The organism is Bifidobacterium sp. MSK.17.10 (assembly GCF_019129655.1).
GTDB classification, from domain to species: domain Bacteria; phylum Actinomycetota; class Actinomycetes; order Actinomycetales; family Bifidobacteriaceae; genus Bifidobacterium; species Bifidobacterium adolescentis.
In genome coordinates, this window is sequence record NZ_JAHOJD010000005.1 from 118946 (window position 1) to 133602 (window position 14657).

At 51.9% G+C, this 14657-nt stretch carries 18 protein-coding genes; 17 read left to right on the top strand and 1 reads right to left on the bottom strand.

The window, feature by feature from the left end; translation table 11 throughout:
- Positions 1-30: 30 nt before the first annotated feature.
- The 3 genes from KSX58_RS05920 to KSX58_RS05930 are packed head-to-tail and all read left to right on the top strand — an operon-like array spanning position 31 to position 1740.
- Positions 31-228, top strand: a complete 198-nt coding sequence (locus tag KSX58_RS05920) for a hypothetical protein (protein WP_217735953.1) — start codon at positions 31-33, stop codon at positions 226-228.
- Positions 225-1223: a hypothetical protein gene (locus KSX58_RS05925; RefSeq protein ID WP_217735954.1), complete on the top strand. Its 999-nt coding sequence runs from the start codon at positions 225-227 to the stop codon at positions 1221-1223. Before KSX58_RS05920 ends, KSX58_RS05925 begins: the two co-directional genes overlap by 4 nt.
- A gap of 16 nt (positions 1224-1239) precedes the next feature.
- Complete coding sequence (locus KSX58_RS05930; RefSeq protein ID WP_217735955.1) at positions 1240-1740, top strand: hypothetical protein; 501 nt, start codon at positions 1240-1242, stop codon at positions 1738-1740.
- A 72-nt stretch (positions 1741-1812) separates the two neighbouring features.
- On the opposite strand, the gene KSX58_RS05935 is transcribed toward KSX58_RS05930, so the two are convergent.
- On the bottom strand, positions 1813-2163 hold the full coding sequence (locus KSX58_RS05935) for a hypothetical protein (RefSeq protein ID WP_217735956.1): 351 nt from the start codon (positions 2161-2163) through the stop codon (positions 1813-1815).
- A 313-nt stretch (positions 2164-2476) separates the two neighbouring features.
- On the opposite strand from KSX58_RS05935, the gene KSX58_RS05940 reads away from it, so the two are divergent.
- From KSX58_RS05940 to KSX58_RS06005, 14 genes are all read left to right on the top strand, one after another.
- Complete coding sequence (locus KSX58_RS05940) at positions 2477-2875, top strand: hypothetical protein (RefSeq protein ID WP_217735957.1); 399 nt, start codon at positions 2477-2479, stop codon at positions 2873-2875.
- Positions 2876-2937: 62 nt separating this feature from the next.
- Positions 2938-3207: a hypothetical protein gene (locus KSX58_RS05945; RefSeq protein ID WP_217735958.1), complete on the top strand. Its 270-nt coding sequence runs from the start codon at positions 2938-2940 to the stop codon at positions 3205-3207.
- Positions 3208-3224: 17 nt separating this feature from the next.
- Complete coding sequence (locus KSX58_RS05950; protein WP_217735959.1) at positions 3225-3614, top strand: hypothetical protein; 390 nt, start codon at positions 3225-3227, stop codon at positions 3612-3614.
- A gap of 6 nt (positions 3615-3620) precedes the next feature.
- Positions 3621-4127 (top strand): hypothetical protein, encoded by a 507-nt coding sequence (locus tag KSX58_RS05955; protein ID WP_217752054.1) that lies wholly within the window; start codon positions 3621-3623, stop codon positions 4125-4127.
- 50 nt (positions 4128-4177) lie between these two features.
- Entirely contained in the window at positions 4178-4750 is a 573-nt protein-coding gene (locus tag KSX58_RS05960; RefSeq protein WP_217735961.1) for a DUF3310 domain-containing protein, read from the top strand.
- Between the two features lie 288 nt (positions 4751-5038).
- Entirely contained in the window at positions 5039-6487 is a 1449-nt protein-coding gene (locus tag KSX58_RS05965; RefSeq protein ID WP_237976447.1) for an RNA-guided endonuclease TnpB family protein, read from the top strand.
- A 114-nt stretch (positions 6488-6601) separates the two neighbouring features.
- A complete protein-coding gene (locus tag KSX58_RS05970; RefSeq protein ID WP_217735962.1) occupies positions 6602-6991 on the top strand; it encodes a hypothetical protein in 390 nt (129 codons plus the stop codon).
- Between the two features lie 232 nt (positions 6992-7223).
- Complete coding sequence (locus KSX58_RS05975; RefSeq protein WP_217735963.1) at positions 7224-7592, top strand: hypothetical protein; 369 nt, start codon at positions 7224-7226, stop codon at positions 7590-7592.
- A 74-nt stretch (positions 7593-7666) separates the two neighbouring features.
- Entirely contained in the window at positions 7667-8206 is a 540-nt protein-coding gene (locus tag KSX58_RS05980; protein WP_217735964.1) for a hypothetical protein, read from the top strand.
- Positions 8199-8516 carry a hypothetical protein gene (locus tag KSX58_RS05985; protein ID WP_217735965.1) on the top strand — a complete coding sequence of 106 codons (318 nt, stop codon included), beginning with the start codon at positions 8199-8201 and terminating at the stop codon, positions 8514-8516. Before KSX58_RS05980 ends, KSX58_RS05985 begins: the two co-directional genes overlap by 8 nt.
- A 74-nt stretch (positions 8517-8590) precedes the next feature.
- Positions 8591-9814: a hypothetical protein gene (locus tag KSX58_RS05990; RefSeq protein ID WP_217735966.1), complete on the top strand. Its 1224-nt coding sequence runs from the start codon at positions 8591-8593 to the stop codon at positions 9812-9814.
- Between the two features lie 17 nt (positions 9815-9831).
- Positions 9832-11013, top strand: a complete 1182-nt coding sequence (locus tag KSX58_RS05995) for a hypothetical protein (RefSeq protein WP_217735967.1) — start codon at positions 9832-9834, stop codon at positions 11011-11013.
- Between the two features lie 153 nt (positions 11014-11166).
- The gene (locus tag KSX58_RS06000; RefSeq protein WP_217735968.1) at positions 11167-13827 is read left to right on the top strand and encodes a hypothetical protein; all 2661 of its coding nucleotides are present in this window, start codon (positions 11167-11169) and stop codon (positions 13825-13827) included.
- On the top strand, positions 13824-14594 hold the full coding sequence (locus tag KSX58_RS06005) for a hypothetical protein (RefSeq protein ID WP_217735969.1): 771 nt from the start codon (positions 13824-13826) through the stop codon (positions 14592-14594). The genes KSX58_RS06000 and KSX58_RS06005 overlap by 4 nt, the downstream gene beginning before the upstream one ends.
- The last annotated feature ends 63 nt before the right edge of the window (positions 14595-14657 follow it).

Sequence of the window (14657 nt, forward strand, 5' to 3'; positions counted from 1 at the left end):
TGTTATACTGGGGATGTTTACAAACGCCGGATGAAACAAAGAAGTGGCGAATTGAATATCTCCAACATGTCGGAAGAGACGATAGAAGAAAACCTACCCGACCTGTCCCCGCATTTAGAGGATGGGTTCAGTCTGAAACAGCTTGAAACACTCCACGATTATGCCGTGGAAGCTTTCAAGGCCGGAATCGAATACGCCAACAACAATCGAAAAGGAGTCACAAAATGACCGAAAGAAAACCATGGGTTATTTCCATTCCACCGGTCAAATGCCCCGACGATATGACCGGAATCCCCGACGTTTACATCCAAGCATGGGAGAAATACGTCGGCAAGGTGGAACCGCAGGATGGAGACCGTGAGGATTGGATTGAAACCTGTTCCCGACTCTACTGGGGTGTCCGCAATCTAGGTGAGGACGCCATAGTCCAAGTGCATGGGAAAACCGACCTCGACTCGAAGAGGCTAATCGGATTACCGCACTTCGGACAAGTGTTGGACATGCCGCCAATCGACCAGTATGCAGACCCATCTCATGCCGACCGTTACGCCATCAATCCCAACGTGCGCATGCTCATGCATCGGAAGACGAAACTCAGTTCCATCTACGAGGATGACATCAAACATGCGTTCGCTTCTCTTATTAGGGACGGTGTCTCGTCGTTCTTCATCAAATTCATGAACCAAGCCAAACTGCTACCGAATTTGAAAATCTCCGGAACTAATCTTGACGAGCTTGAACAGCAGGTGCAGGAGTGGGGAGGTTGGGCGTTTGTTCATGCGGATGATGACCCGAATGCTCTGCTTATTCAGGAGAATGTCGATATCCAATATGAGTATCGCATGTTCATGGTTGGCGACCAGCCTGTCTGCGGCGCTGGCAATATCGGGTTGAAAACCCCTATCGACAACATGCATACGAGATTCGACCCTCAAATGCAGAAGATTCGTGACGACACCACCGTTAAGAATGTTGAACTCAGGCCGGACTTGGCAGAACGATACCGTGAGTTCGCCACGCGAGCCGGACGCATGTTCGCCCACTGCGGTTACGGCGCGTACACGCTCGACCTGTGTCTTATCAACGGTGAAGTGTCAATCGTGGAATTGAACGGTTTGATGAATTCCGGACTGTTCGCATTGAACATGAACGATTTGACGAGCGCATTGCGAGTCAATTGGAAACAGTGTCTTCCGCCGATGCTACTCGAACCGGCTATCTAAAAAGGGAGGAATGATATTGGAAAACGAAGAAAAAGAATGTCCCACATGCGCCAAATGCGAGGTGACACTTTCGGATTATCCGAACTGGTGTCGATGCAACTTGGGCGTACTCCGCGATTGCGTGAACAGGCTCAACAATTCCGATGCCGGAATAGACTTCGGAATGCATTTCGGAAACCCGGACTTCGTACTGGAAGGCGACCCTAATCCAGCAAAAAAGAACATTCTGTTCTTCGAAGCGGATAAAAAGTACGTTTATCTGGAAGTTGTCACTATGGAAGATGAGAACACTCCGAAAGAGCATATTCCAATAGTCCGAATGTGCAAACCCTGCGTGGCTTTCATGGGGGAATATTTTTGGAGCAAATATCTTCCGAAAGAGTTTTGGGAAGGATACGAGCAAGCGGTGTTACACACTCTGAAAAGACTGGTGGACGACCCCAGTGTCGAATCAGACGCCGACCTGATTAAGTATGCGAGAGAAATCGTCCACGGCGACATGCTCATCGATTGGTGAGACGATTAATTTGTTTCTATTCTAGAGGGCGCGGCTTAATGCTTTTAACCGTGCCCTCTAGCTTTTTTAGATTCAGTCAGCTAATTGATGTGCTCTTTGATAGCTAATACCCATGGTTTTTCCTATATCCCGAAACGTAAAACCCATCCCATGCAAAGTTCTGACGGCCTCTCGTTGCTTTATTCTTGTTTTGTTTTCCAAGGCTTCGGTCTTTTTACGTAATTGGATAGCGTCTGATACGGTCTGAGGTAACTGCATTTTTACGGTAATCTCAGGGTTTTGTTCTCCTGTCATAATCGTTATAAGGTCTTTAGCCATATCGTCAACTTCTTTAAGGTTTTTGGCTTGTGTGACTCTATTAATAGAGGGAACTTTAATAAACCAGTAACCCTCGTCCGGTTTGATTTCAACGTCGTAAATCATTTCCACCAGTCCTTTCCTAGTTCTCCTGAACATTCTTTCCGGATTTCGTTTGTAGTTGTTTCGGTTAATTCGGTATGGCGTGGTATCGGTATCATCGCTCCGCCCAAAGTCCAAATCTCGTGCCTTCCTCCTTTTCGATTTGCCTTAACGAAAGAAACCCCTTGCCTTTTGGCTTCTACTCTGATTTGTTTTATCAGAGCTTTTCTTTTAGTCATATTGGTAGGTTAACCTGAAAAAAGTTTTTAGTCAAGAAGACTAGACAAAGACCTTTTGTAAGCTATACTGGAATCGTTTACATAGAGAGGAACATGTTTTGCAACCACAATTAGAAGACACCGGAGAACTCACCACCGTCATCGACCCCGCGTCCATCACACGCATGGCGTCCAGCCATCCAGACAACAGGGAGACCACCATGTACGGCAGACATGGCAAGCATGACGGTAAGCCGCCAAAAAACAAAAGGTCACGGACTAAAACAGATAAACCCAAACATCTCATAGAACAGGGCATGCCATTCGTCATGCTCGCCGTAAGTATTGTTTTCTTGGCTGGAACGGTGCCGCTTCTCTGGTTTATACCGGTTTCAGAGCCGGAGGATATTATTGTCCGTCCTATTCTGACCGGCTTGATTGGTGTGGCGTCGGTTTCCGCCGACATTCCGGCTTGGGTGTATTTCGCCCGTTGGCGTCGAGATTCACAGAAAAGCTAAATCTGAAACATTTCCTTGTTATACTGGAATTAACCACATTCAAATAGAATCAAGGAAAACACATGCCTAGAACCACACTGGCCGACGTCGCATCCGACTACGTGCGCAAACATCAGCACGAGCGACAATGCCGACAACTCGACTCCAACAGCCGGGTCACGCTCACCGTAATCCAAAACCAGTGGGCGAAACTCGCCGGACAAGAGCCGTTGACTATTTCCGAAGCTCCGGAAGTAGTAATCAGGAGCATCGAAACCACACAACGCGGCCACGAACTGTTCGACCGTACAAAAGAAACAAACGGGGTCGTCTACTACGGCCTGAAAAATTGAAAGGAAACAAAAACATAATGTCGGAACTCGCGGAGGACACCAGAAGGGTAACTCTTCTATTGGGGGACAATCATAAAGAGGGAAGCCAATGGCATACATGCTTGGACTTGTCCCACAACGAGTATGCCATCCAAAAACTGCGTGAGACCGGAAGACTGGAAACGGGGAAGGCCGCTTCGCTGACCGTCGGACAGTTGCAGAACCTTCTCACCAAGGCGCAGAAGGACGCCCACGGGTTCCAAGACACTCCCACCGGCAAATGCTTGCGGGGCAGTGAGCCTGAACGGAGACTACAGGCGTACAAGTTCGCTGAAAACCTCAACCGTGCCCTCTGTGAAGGCTCTCCCGTGTATTGTTCGGAATCTGAGCCGAGGTTGGACTTGACTTTCCCGAGTTTCAAGGATTGACCATAATTGGGAAGGCATTCAAACAGAAAAGTCCGACCGACACCGATAGGCGAGACGCCTTCTTTTGATAGTCTTATCGCCGCCGGAGTAAGGGATGGCAAGGAATGGGCGAGACAGCGTGTGCAGAAAAGGATAGCCGCTGTGCTGTCCGTTCTTGTCGCCCTGTCCTTGTGTTGTGGCGGCGGATACTATTGGTGGGATACCCAAGGCAAGGCGAAGCGTGCCCATGCCGAAGCTGAGAACGCCTGTTTCCAACAAGTCAGCAGGATGACGGAATCGTATAATAAGTCGCTCCGGCTATATGCTCAGGTGTCTTCCAAGTTCAACGAGTTGGACGAATCATATGATTTGGACATGTTGGCTGCTTTGCAAGGCAAGAAGCCGAATGAGTATGAGAATCTGCATTGCTCCACGGATTTGGATGGAGACAAGCGGAAGGCTAGGTCTTTGAAACGTTCGTATGATGAGCTTTCGAAGGAGTATCGCAAGGCTCTTACCCCCGTTAGAAAATAGTATGCTATACTGGAAGCGTTCACATACAGCCTATTGTTTAGGAGAGAAATTTGAGCAACGATAACGTCAACCACCCCAGCCACTACACGTCAGGCCCCTTCGAATGCATCGAACTGACATCACGATACCCGTTCCTAGGAGGCAACGCAATCAAATACGTGTACCGCTGGCAAGACAAGAACGGTCTGGAAGACTTGAAGAAAGCCCTCTGGTATCTGAACCGAGCGAAAGAGGAAAGCCCCTACGAACCCATCGGACTTTACCCGCTCGACTCGTTTGTTCCACCCTACGATTGCTTCCACATGGACGACGAATCAGTGCATATGCTGAGGAAGCTCGCCCGACTCAACTGGCAGAATATGCGAGGATTCTGGAAGGGCATGGCCGAACTCGCTTGCGACCACAAGTCCGGTTACACCCGCGCCAAGAAGACGTTGGAACGTCGAATCCGACTGCTGGAATCCATGCTGACCGACGAGGAACAGGCCGTCCTGTCCGCCATCTGGCAGGACAAGGAGCTGACCGAATCGCAGAATCGAATCGCCTACCGTCTGCACGCCCGTGGTCTTACGAAACTGGACGAGTCCGACGGCGTGTGGAATCCGACCGGAAAGGAGCGCTGACATGAAGGAGGAGAACGAAACGTTCCTTGAGCGAGTGTCCTATGCTATGTTCCGGTATGGTCTGGGTCTGTACTTGCTGTCCGGAATGGTGTCCCTGTTGGGGTTTGTCGGCTCTTTTCTGCTGAAACGATTTTCTTGGTATTGGGGTTTGCCCTTCGTCGTATGCGGCATACTGTTTCTAGTCGTGTTTCCACCGTTTTGCTGTGAGGGTGCCCCCGCCTTTAGGTGCGGGGAGGAATCACAGCTTTCTTTTTTCCATATTACGCGTAATGTGGTATTATTAGAAATATGAGCCAGAAAGTCGTGTTGGAACGTGTGACGTTGGACGGTGCCAAACCGTTCATCGGTTATACCGAACAGCATGACTCATGTTCCGAAAAGCTTTACGCGAATACCGGCAATCAGGCAATGGAATGGCTTTGCGACGCTTGGCGTTACCGGTTCAACCAGTTAAGGTCGAACCGTTGCAAATACGGTAAGGACAAGACTCTCATCCCCATTGGCGGCACGCCCGACACTCGTAGCGTCAGCCAGTCTCGGAAAGAATGCTCTTGGCTAACCGCAGTGCCTTCCCTTATCTTGGAATCCCCGACCAGAATCGAACGCGTCGAATGGTTCACCTCCGTGAAACGACGCAAAACCCTGTTAGGCAAACGGTTGAAACCGGGGAGAATGCCCCGCTTCAAATCGTATAAGCGTGACGGACAGCATTTCGTCTGCTGGTATAACGGTGGGCGGAACGCCGTATATCGGCGGGTCAACAGGAATCATGGCATAATCACCATCACGGGGCAGAATCCTAAAGGATACTCCCAAGCCGGCGAACCGTTACGGTATCGTATCCTCCTGCACGTGCGAGTCAGCCAGCCGATACGCGAATACACGGCCATCCAAGTGGATTGGACGAACCGTACCGTAGTATTCAACAACATTCCCCTCCCCATCAGACGCAAACCCACCGGAAAGGCCATCGGCATAGACCGTGGATGCGCGCATGCCGCCTCCGACTCCAACGGTCGATTCATGGACTTGCCCAAGAACAGGCTGAAAGCCATCGACCGTGAAATCCGGAAACGTCAGAAAAGCCAAGCCCGTAGGGTCAAGACAGCCGGATATTCCAGTGAGAAAGAATACGCGAATAGTGGCAGAACCAGCCGTGCATATTGGAAGACCCGACTGGAAATCACAAAACTGCATGCGAAAACCAAACGCATATTGGATGACGTGTACCAAAAATACACGACCCAACTCGTACGTGACAATGATTTGATTGTGTTGGAGAACCTACGATTAGCGAACATGAGCCGACGCAACAAGCCTGTTCCCGACCCGTTGCATGAAGGCAGGTATCTTCACAACGGTCAGGCGGCGAAACGTGGACTCAACCGTAGTCTCCGACAGGCGAGCATGGGAAGACTATCGTCCATGCTCGCATACAAGACCAAGCTTGCAGACGGCGTGGGTATGATACTCGTCAACCCGGCCTACACAAGCCAGACATGCAGTCAATGCGGGTATGTGGCGAAGGAAAACCGCGAGAGCCAAGCGGTGTTCATTTGCAAGAAATGCTCGTATAAGACGAACGCTGACGTGAACGCGGCGAAAAACATTCTCAAACGAGGATTGGACACGCTCGCCGTCACGTCGGAAAACCTGTGGGGCGCGGACGGCACCCCGGTCGAACAGGGACGTAAGACTATCGGAAACGCTACACGCGAATCCGTGGCAGTCTCTTAGAAACCAAAACCCTCTTCTATTGCAAAAATAGGAGGAATCCCCCGGTTTCAACCGTGGGGAGGACGTCAATGGCGTTGTTTCTCCTGTCAGTGGATGATTGGAGACAGAAAAACCATGTCGGAGAAAACGAGATTAAGGTTTCGTAGAATCGAAGCCGAATTGTTGAAAGCCTTCCATCGGGGTTTCAGTCTGTTGCTGGCGGTGTTTATTTTTACCTTGCTGGCGATTGTGGTGCTTCATCTCGTATTTGGAACGTATGCGGTCGGGCTTCTGGTCATTCCGTCCGTCGTGGTGATTATCGAAGCATTACTGGCGGCTTTGGATTTTCTGTTTGAGTTCCTTGCAGGGGATGTCACGTATGAACAAGCTGGCATAGAACCCCCCGAAGGAACTTTTTCTAAAAATTCTGAGGATTCTTCCGTGATGGACGATGCTCGTATGTTTGCCGCCGTTTTGAAGGCTTCCCGCAAGTCCGGAAGGCTGAAGAAGGACGACACGCGCTGACGTTAAGTTGTCCCCCTAAGATGGTACAAGTTATATTGGACTTGTCCACATATGGTAATATGGGGGCATGACTGGTACAACACACTCAAAAGAAATCCTGATGATACGAATCGGATACGCACCCCGACAAGGCCGCGTATACTTCCAACCACACACCGTGATGCAGGAATATCTCCGATTTAGCAAAGAACACAACGACCACGTCCTATGGAAATGCGGAATCATCGGCGTCATGAAAAACGTCGAACAGGTAATCCTGTACGCGCACGACGAAGACCTCATGCTCATAGGCGAAGTGACTGGCTTCGGAAGCCCATACAATCCAAGGACATGGGACGAAGGAAGCTTCTACCAATGTCCCAAACCATGGTCTAAAGAACCAGCCAAATACTGGATAGCGTTGGACAACCTGAGACCATTGGAAGGGTTCAACCCAGACCTGTATGAACTCGCCGCAGGTAAAGACAAGGGCAAACCGCTGTCCTTGGTGTTCGAACGCAAGGTACCCATGCTGACCATGGCGGACTCCGAAGGCAAACGCAAGTCTGCGACCACTTCCCGACGTTCAGGGCTTACTCGTATACGCCTACGTGAGGTGTGACTGATTCCAGTATTGGACACATTCGCAAAAACACCCTATACTGGAAGTAGTCACATAAGAGTAAGGATAACACCATGGCCGAAACACTCATGGACAGACGCGCAGTATTCATGCGCATCAGTTCGGAATCAGACCTCATTGGAAAAGCCAGCGTCAAACCCGACGAATACACCATCATCCGCTACAACTGGCGACAGGCGGAAAGCATGATGGATGAAATCATCAATCATGCGGAACAGAACGATGGCAAAGCCATCATCCCGTTCGACAGCATCGTCTCCGTCCGTTCTCTCGACACCTGCTCCCAGTTCATCCTCTGGCGTACTGACGGCAGATATCTCATCGGCAAACTGTACGAGTCCGGAGAGGACTACAAGTACGGTATGGACGACCGTGACGGATACACCGCCCCGTCCGCACTGCGGGCGAAAACCGCGTCCCGCTGGGTGAAGGTCAAGAACATCAAAAGCGGAAACGACTTCCCGTTTGAAAAATGGTATATCGAAGCATACCGTCATCGCGCCCGTAGCAAAACGCCATTGGATGTTGCTTTGAAGAACAGTCACATGAATGTCATGTTCGTATATAAGGAGGAAGGTAGGGAAGATGCCTAAAATCATCGTGCCGGGTAGGCGTCTCACTGCGGATGTCACCCATAAGATTCAGCCCATGATTACCGTCAAGGACACGACCGGCGGGGAATGGTTCGCCCGAGCCATGTTCCTTAGTCTGAACCGTGGGACAGGCGACAAGTGGAAGGTTGAGAATTTCAGCCTTTCCATCGCCGCCAAGGAAAACTATGCGTTCTACAAGAACACCAAGCTTGGAGTGGAAATCCGTCTCGACCAGAATCCGGAGCTTAAGGAACTGGTTGACGAATACGTGTTCGTAGTCAAAAGCGACACCACTCAAGCCGGAGCCTGATTTTTACCAAAACAGCAAGAATAGAACCTCCCTTTCGCGTAAGGTTGTTTACAGCGAAAAGGAGGTTTTCTTCTATGGCATACAATCCGTCAGAACCGCGCGACCCGCTGGGCAAGTGGATGAAAGCGCATGGTGGCAATCCGAAGGCAAGCCTTGCCGATAATGTCAAAAATCTCAACCATACGGAAGAGCATGGGGCGGCTGTCGATACCAAAAACACGCCGACAGCGGTAATTGACCAGATAGCCAAGACCGGCAAAGACGAGGACAACCGGCTGGAGGCGCTGATGAACCCGAACATCAGCGACGAGACGCTTGACTCGTTCAAGTACAGCGACGACGTGAGGGAGCGCACGGCAGTCGCGTCCAATCCGAAACTGGACGGCAAGACGCTCGACATGATGGCGGACGATGACAACTTCTATGTGAAACGTGCCGTGGCCCTCAACCGCAACACCCCGACCAACACTCTGGAACGGCTCGAAGGCGATGCCGACAAGGACATTGCCGACTACGCTCTCATGGCATGGTGTCGGAACCGTTCGCTGGAATACTGCAAGGAAGGCGATTACGGTAATCCCAGCGTCCTGCTCGGGCAGAACAGATACCATCAAACACTGAGGCTCGAAGAGCTTATGGACTACGACGATGTGAGAGACCCCATGCCGCTACCGGGGCAGGACGGTTACAACGACTATATCGAGACCAACGAGAAACTGCATGTCTGCGACGCGTACACGTCGGAGATAGCCACGGAGGCGGCTAGGAACGGCGACTACGACGCAGCCTTGCAAATCTTCGAGGCCGGTCACAGCGAATGGACGGACGACAGGGCGGGAACCACCTTCCCCCTTAGCAAAGGCAGGATGAAATGCCCCGCCATGGCTATCGATGCGGAGACGAAATTGGCCGACCAGTTCCTCTACCACGCCTCGTCCGAGCAGTGCGAAAAACTCCATGAGCTAGGCTACGATTCGTCGGCGCAGGGCATACTGAACCGTTTCGACATGACCAACACCATCAGCACCCGCCCCATGGCGGAACACTGCACGGTGCCGGACAGGCTCGACAGGCTCTCCCAGTCAAAGGACTCAGAGACGAGACTTCATGTGGCGGGCAATCCGAACACCAGCCTTCACACGTTGGAGACGCTAAGCGAAGACAAGGACGAGAAAGTCAGCCGTAGGGCCGTCATGAATCTTGAACATCGCCGTGAGAATCAAAGACTCTCGGACGAATATGCGGGAGTCGATTTCAACGACGATAACGGATACGACGATATCCAATTCGAATACTAAAAGAAAGTGGAGGAGGAATGTACAATCCTTTACAAGCAAGAGACCCGCTGGGCAAATGGGTCAAGGAGCATGGCGGCGCTTCGATTGAGGATGTGGTCTCCAAGACCAGCATGGTCGATTTGGCGAACATGGCCTTGGATGATAGGACGCCTACCGCCGTGTTGAACAATCTCGCCACTACCGAATACGGGTTCAACCATCCGTTCGAGGAGAATGAGACCTATCCGAATGCGAATGGCGAACCACCGAAGGACGCGAGAGAGAACCGGTACAATTACGAGCAACAGTTGGTCAGATATGATTCCAAGGTTCGTTGCACGGCAATCGAACGTGGTGCCGACGACACCGCGTTGAGCGTATGCCGGTTCGACTACAATCCCCAAATCCGTAACGCGGTGGCGCGTAACACGGATGACGCCCGCACATTGGGTGTGCTCTCGTCCGACGAGTCTTGGAAGGTTCGTGGTGCCGTGGCTGGCAATCCGCATACGCCGAAGAACGCTACGGAACGGCTGTTGAACGATGATGAGGCCATTGTCCGTGCGGAAGCGTTGAAACGTTCGGATTTGAGTTCCGAACAGATTCGGAAAGCCGTGGATGATAGTTTGGAGCCGACCCTTCATGGTAATGGTGTCGTGACCGATGATATGACGAAAATAACCCGTGCCGCGTCCGACAATTGGCAGGCCGACTCCGATACACTGCATGAATGCCTTCGTGTGGACGATTATGAGACGCAACGGAACGTCGCGGAACATGAGCATACATCCCAGAAGGATTTGCAACAGTTGGCGCTTAACGCCGACAATGCGGTTCGTGAGCAGGTTGCGTTCAATCCCCATACGTCGCAGGAAACATTGAACGTTCTGGCCGATGACGGTTGGACTCAGACCCGCATCAACGTCGCCGGTAATCCGAACACTTCGACGGAAACATTGGACTATATGTCCGACCAGTGGAGTCCCCATGTGAAACGGGCTATCGCGACGAACTCGAACACGTCAGTCGAAACGTTGAGAAAACTGTCCCACGATTCGGATAAGTCCGTGAGACAGTTGGCTTATTTCGGATTGAGGCAGAAAGGCGAGAAGGCCATCGACAAGCCCTTCAATCCGGACAAGCCGGTCGAAGAAGAGAACCCCGGCAAATATATGAGCGCAGACTTCGACCCGATGGAATACTTCGGTCTGAACGACTGATTCAATCCGCCGATTCCGCCTCCCTCCCCCATTGGAATATCCGTTGGGGGAGGGATTTTTCCGTTTTCCGAAGGTTGACAACGGTCGAAACCATTAGAGTCGAAACCAGTGATACAGGAAAGATTCCACAGAATCGAAAGTGGTTGACCCGAAATGGCAAGAGACGGTTTCTATCGTCCGGAAAGCTTCATCAGCCCCGGTAGTGAATACGGTCTGCTCCGAGCGGCGACACCGGACAGAACGGTATGGCTGTATGCGAAGATTCCTTGGACGAGCGCACTATTGGATGGTGCCGGTGATTCCAAAAGGAAGGAAGCCGAGCAAAGCTTCATGGCTTTCTTCGACGGGCTGGCCGGTGAGGTCAGCGTGGCGGGCATGCGCTACAGGGATTTGCTGAAAGGCGATTACCGTGAGTTCCACCTGCTTACGGGTTCCATGCCTATCCCCTACCGTCCGCCGGTGATGCAACAGGATGATTTGAAAAGCTATCAGGCTTACTATTACCGTAATCTGAACGTGTGCAAGCAGTTCGCCGTTATCGGAGTCCCGTTGAAACTGGGTGGCGAAGCCGGTAGAAAAGGCCGTAAACAGTCTCTTCTGCGGAAGGTCACTACGAAGTTCAATCAGCTTAGCTTCTCCATGGCTAACGGTTACGCCATGTTCGAGGAGTATCTGCCGGACGCGCATCGTATCGAACGCATCATGTTGAACGCCGGTCTTATCCCGTTCACCATCATGGAGGAAAGTGAACGCGAGCAGTTGGTTGCGATGATGGAGACTTGGTGGGTGAGTCGAGCGTCCGCGTCCGCCCTTCCCATCATTGCGGAGAACGACCACCTGCATTTCTTCCCGAACAGTAAGGTCTGCCAGAACGCGAAACGACTATACGATGAGGGAATCGACTGCGACCAGTGGAACATCGACAGTGAGTATCCGGCGTCCATCTGCTTCGCCCGAACAACCCAGTTCGCACAATCGGACATCACCGACCCGTCCAACCTGTGGATTGCGAAACTGATGGAAGTCGCCACAGCCGGTGGCGCGAACGCCGTCGGAACGTCCATTCGCGGCAAGGTTGAACCCGGCAAGGTGACGGCTGACACGATTCGCCGTAACGCCCGCACGATTGACGAGAACATCAAGGAACGTTATCAGCATGGCCGTGAGGCTTCCGCCGATATGACCGATTTGAAATATCGTCTGGACTATAAGAAGGCCATTTACAATTCTCCTGAGATGCCGCCGAGCATCATCGATTTGAGTGTCGCCACCTGCGTGGCCGGTAACGCTCAGATTGCCGTGGACTCGTTGCAGAACATCCAGAATTTCGAGTTCACCAATCTGACCACGGCCAACGAACAGTTGATGGCGTTCAAAAGCATGCAAGCCTGTTCTCCGGTGCGTATGACCCCGTATGAGATTCACTGGTCTGCGACCTGCGTGGCTGGTGGCGGCGTGAGTAGTTTCGCCAAGGCCGGTGATGATACTGGAGCACTGGTCGGATTGACCGAAGCGAACCGGCAACCCGTTTACGTGGGCACTACCACCGTGCAGGATAAGGATACCCGACCGGGCATTCTGGTCATCGGTGAAACCGGTTCCGGAAAGTCCATGCTGTTGGTGAGCCTGTTCCTCCAGTGGATGCTGATTGACTCCCGTAGCGGCAAGGGCAAAACGCCTTGCATCCTCGTCAACCCGAAGGAAGGCAACGACTTCGAGGATGCCGTCCTATCCCGCAACGGAACAGTGCTCCGAATGGATTCCGACATCGCTGACGGAACATTCGACCCGTACAATGTGCTCCGAAGCGAGGAAGAAGCCAAGGATATGGCCGCTATCATGATTTCTGACATTCTGAAACCTGACGGCGACACCTCCTACGAGCTTACCGTCAAGGCCATGCTGGATTACGGTTACAAGAAGGGCGGACGCTGTTGCGGGACAATCCTGTACAAGGCGGCTACCGACTTCCGTGCTCTCCAGCAAGCGGGGAAAGACCCTTCGCAATACAACTTGTATCCGGACACGTTGGACGTGTTCAAACTGATTACGATGAGCGTCAACACGAACCAGTCGTTGCGTCTTATCTTCGGTACGAACGATAACGTGGCCCCTTTGCGTGTCAGTCAGAATCTAACCCTTATCAACGCTGGCGACCGTTCCATGATTCCGGAACCGGGAGCCGAGAACACCGTTACAGGACGTATCCAACGTTGGGTGCTCCGTATGATTGTGTTCGGCGCGGGTGCCGCAGTAAGCGAACGAGACGGAATGGTCGGCATCGATGAGGCTTGGGCAATCCTAGGCGAGGACAAGGGTGCCGCCAAGGTGAACGAGTGGATGCGTACCGCACGTTCCCGCCGTTTCACCCCGGTGTTCGCCTCCCAGAAGGTCAAGGAGTTCATCAACGCTGGCATGACCGGCGGTATCGGCCGAGCGTTCCTGCTGGCTTTGGACGACCCGATTCAGGATTCTCCTGCCCGTGACGCTTTGCGACTGTTGCAGATTGAGGATTCCGGTAATCGTATCCGCTCTCGTATGAGCATGGGTGATACGAAGGAGAACGATGAGCCGAACTGGGCTGGCATGAGGCGTCTGCGTATCAAGGACAAGGAGACCGGCAAGGACAAGACCATTCGTGGTGCCGTCGCCTACTTCAAGGATTCCAGCAAACAGCCGGTACCCGTCGAAGTCATCATTCCGCCAGACCTGTTGAAGGAAATCTCCACGACCGCAACCGATAAGATTCGCCGTGAAGAGGAAAAGAAGAAAGCAATGCAAGCGTCAGAAACGCAGGAAGGACAAGAACAGTGAGTTACAAGGATTTCTTCGGAGAGAACCGTCCGACGTCCCATAAGACGGAGGATGAGCAGAACATCACACCATTGTCTCCGCCGACGTTCGACACCACGCCGGTCGTTGAAAAATATGATGTGATGTCTTTCCAAGGTTTCTCTAGTGGAAGACCGTTGCTGTTGGAACGGCCCACCAAGTATGTGAATCGTATTATCAATTCGATGAAGCAGATTATCGCCATTCCGGAGAACGACCAATACGGTGGGGTCGAGGGAAGGGTCTACCTGTCGCCTATCTTCACACTCCCCGTGGCACTGCTCCATGAGGGTGACAAAATCGGCAATGAGACGGTGAACCGCTACCCGTATCTGCATTTCCCGACGAACCATGACTGGAATGCGGACGAAATCAGTCTGGACGAGTATCTCCTCGCCATCGAATACATGTTCGTCATCCATGACATTGCTCAGGAAAGCACCGAAGGAGACCTGCTCACCTATGGTGTGGACGGAGATTATACGATGGACGATGACGCGTGGAAAACCGCTTGCGAATGGTCTAAGGAAATCAGCAAACCATTGTCCGACCTTAATCGTGGCCGACTATTGGGTTTTGCCATCAACAGTAAAAGCGAGAAGGAAGTCGATACGGTCGTGAACCTGTTCGACCTTTGGGGGGAGGAACGGGAACCGCAACAGATTCTATCCGACGCGCAGACCGCGGCGGGCGATGTGGAAGACCTTTACAATATGGTGTTCAGCATACCATTCGAACCATTCCACTGATTTCCCTCCCCTTACCTAAAAAATTCTGTTAACTTGGAAGAGATGGCAAAAATCTCTTCCAAG

Coding starts and splice junctions, on each gene's coding strand:
- KSX58_RS05920 (WP_217735953.1), top strand. CDS start 31: ATGAAACAAAGAAGTGGCGAATTGAATATCTCCAACATGTCGGAAGAG.
- KSX58_RS05925 (WP_217735954.1), top strand. CDS start 225: ATGACCGAAAGAAAACCATGGGTTATTTCCATTCCACCGGTCAAATGC.
- KSX58_RS05935 (WP_217735956.1), bottom strand. CDS start 2,163: ATGATTTACGACGTTGAAATCAAACCGGACGAGGGTTACTGGTTTATT.
- KSX58_RS05945 (WP_217735958.1), top strand. CDS start 2,938: ATGCCTAGAACCACACTGGCCGACGTCGCATCCGACTACGTGCGCAAA.
- KSX58_RS05950 (WP_217735959.1), top strand. CDS start 3,225: ATGTCGGAACTCGCGGAGGACACCAGAAGGGTAACTCTTCTATTGGGG.
- KSX58_RS05965 (WP_237976447.1), top strand. CDS start 5,039: ATGAGCCAGAAAGTCGTGTTGGAACGTGTGACGTTGGACGGTGCCAAA.
- KSX58_RS05970 (WP_217735962.1), top strand. CDS start 6,602: ATGTCGGAGAAAACGAGATTAAGGTTTCGTAGAATCGAAGCCGAATTG.
- KSX58_RS05975 (WP_217735963.1), top strand. CDS start 7,224: ATGAAAAACGTCGAACAGGTAATCCTGTACGCGCACGACGAAGACCTC.
- KSX58_RS05980 (WP_217735964.1), top strand. CDS start 7,667: ATGGCCGAAACACTCATGGACAGACGCGCAGTATTCATGCGCATCAGT.
- KSX58_RS05985 (WP_217735965.1), top strand. CDS start 8,199: ATGCCTAAAATCATCGTGCCGGGTAGGCGTCTCACTGCGGATGTCACC.
- KSX58_RS05990 (WP_217735966.1), top strand. CDS start 8,591: ATGGCATACAATCCGTCAGAACCGCGCGACCCGCTGGGCAAGTGGATG.
- KSX58_RS05995 (WP_217735967.1), top strand. CDS start 9,832: ATGTACAATCCTTTACAAGCAAGAGACCCGCTGGGCAAATGGGTCAAG.
- KSX58_RS06000 (WP_217735968.1), top strand. CDS start 11,167: ATGGCAAGAGACGGTTTCTATCGTCCGGAAAGCTTCATCAGCCCCGGT.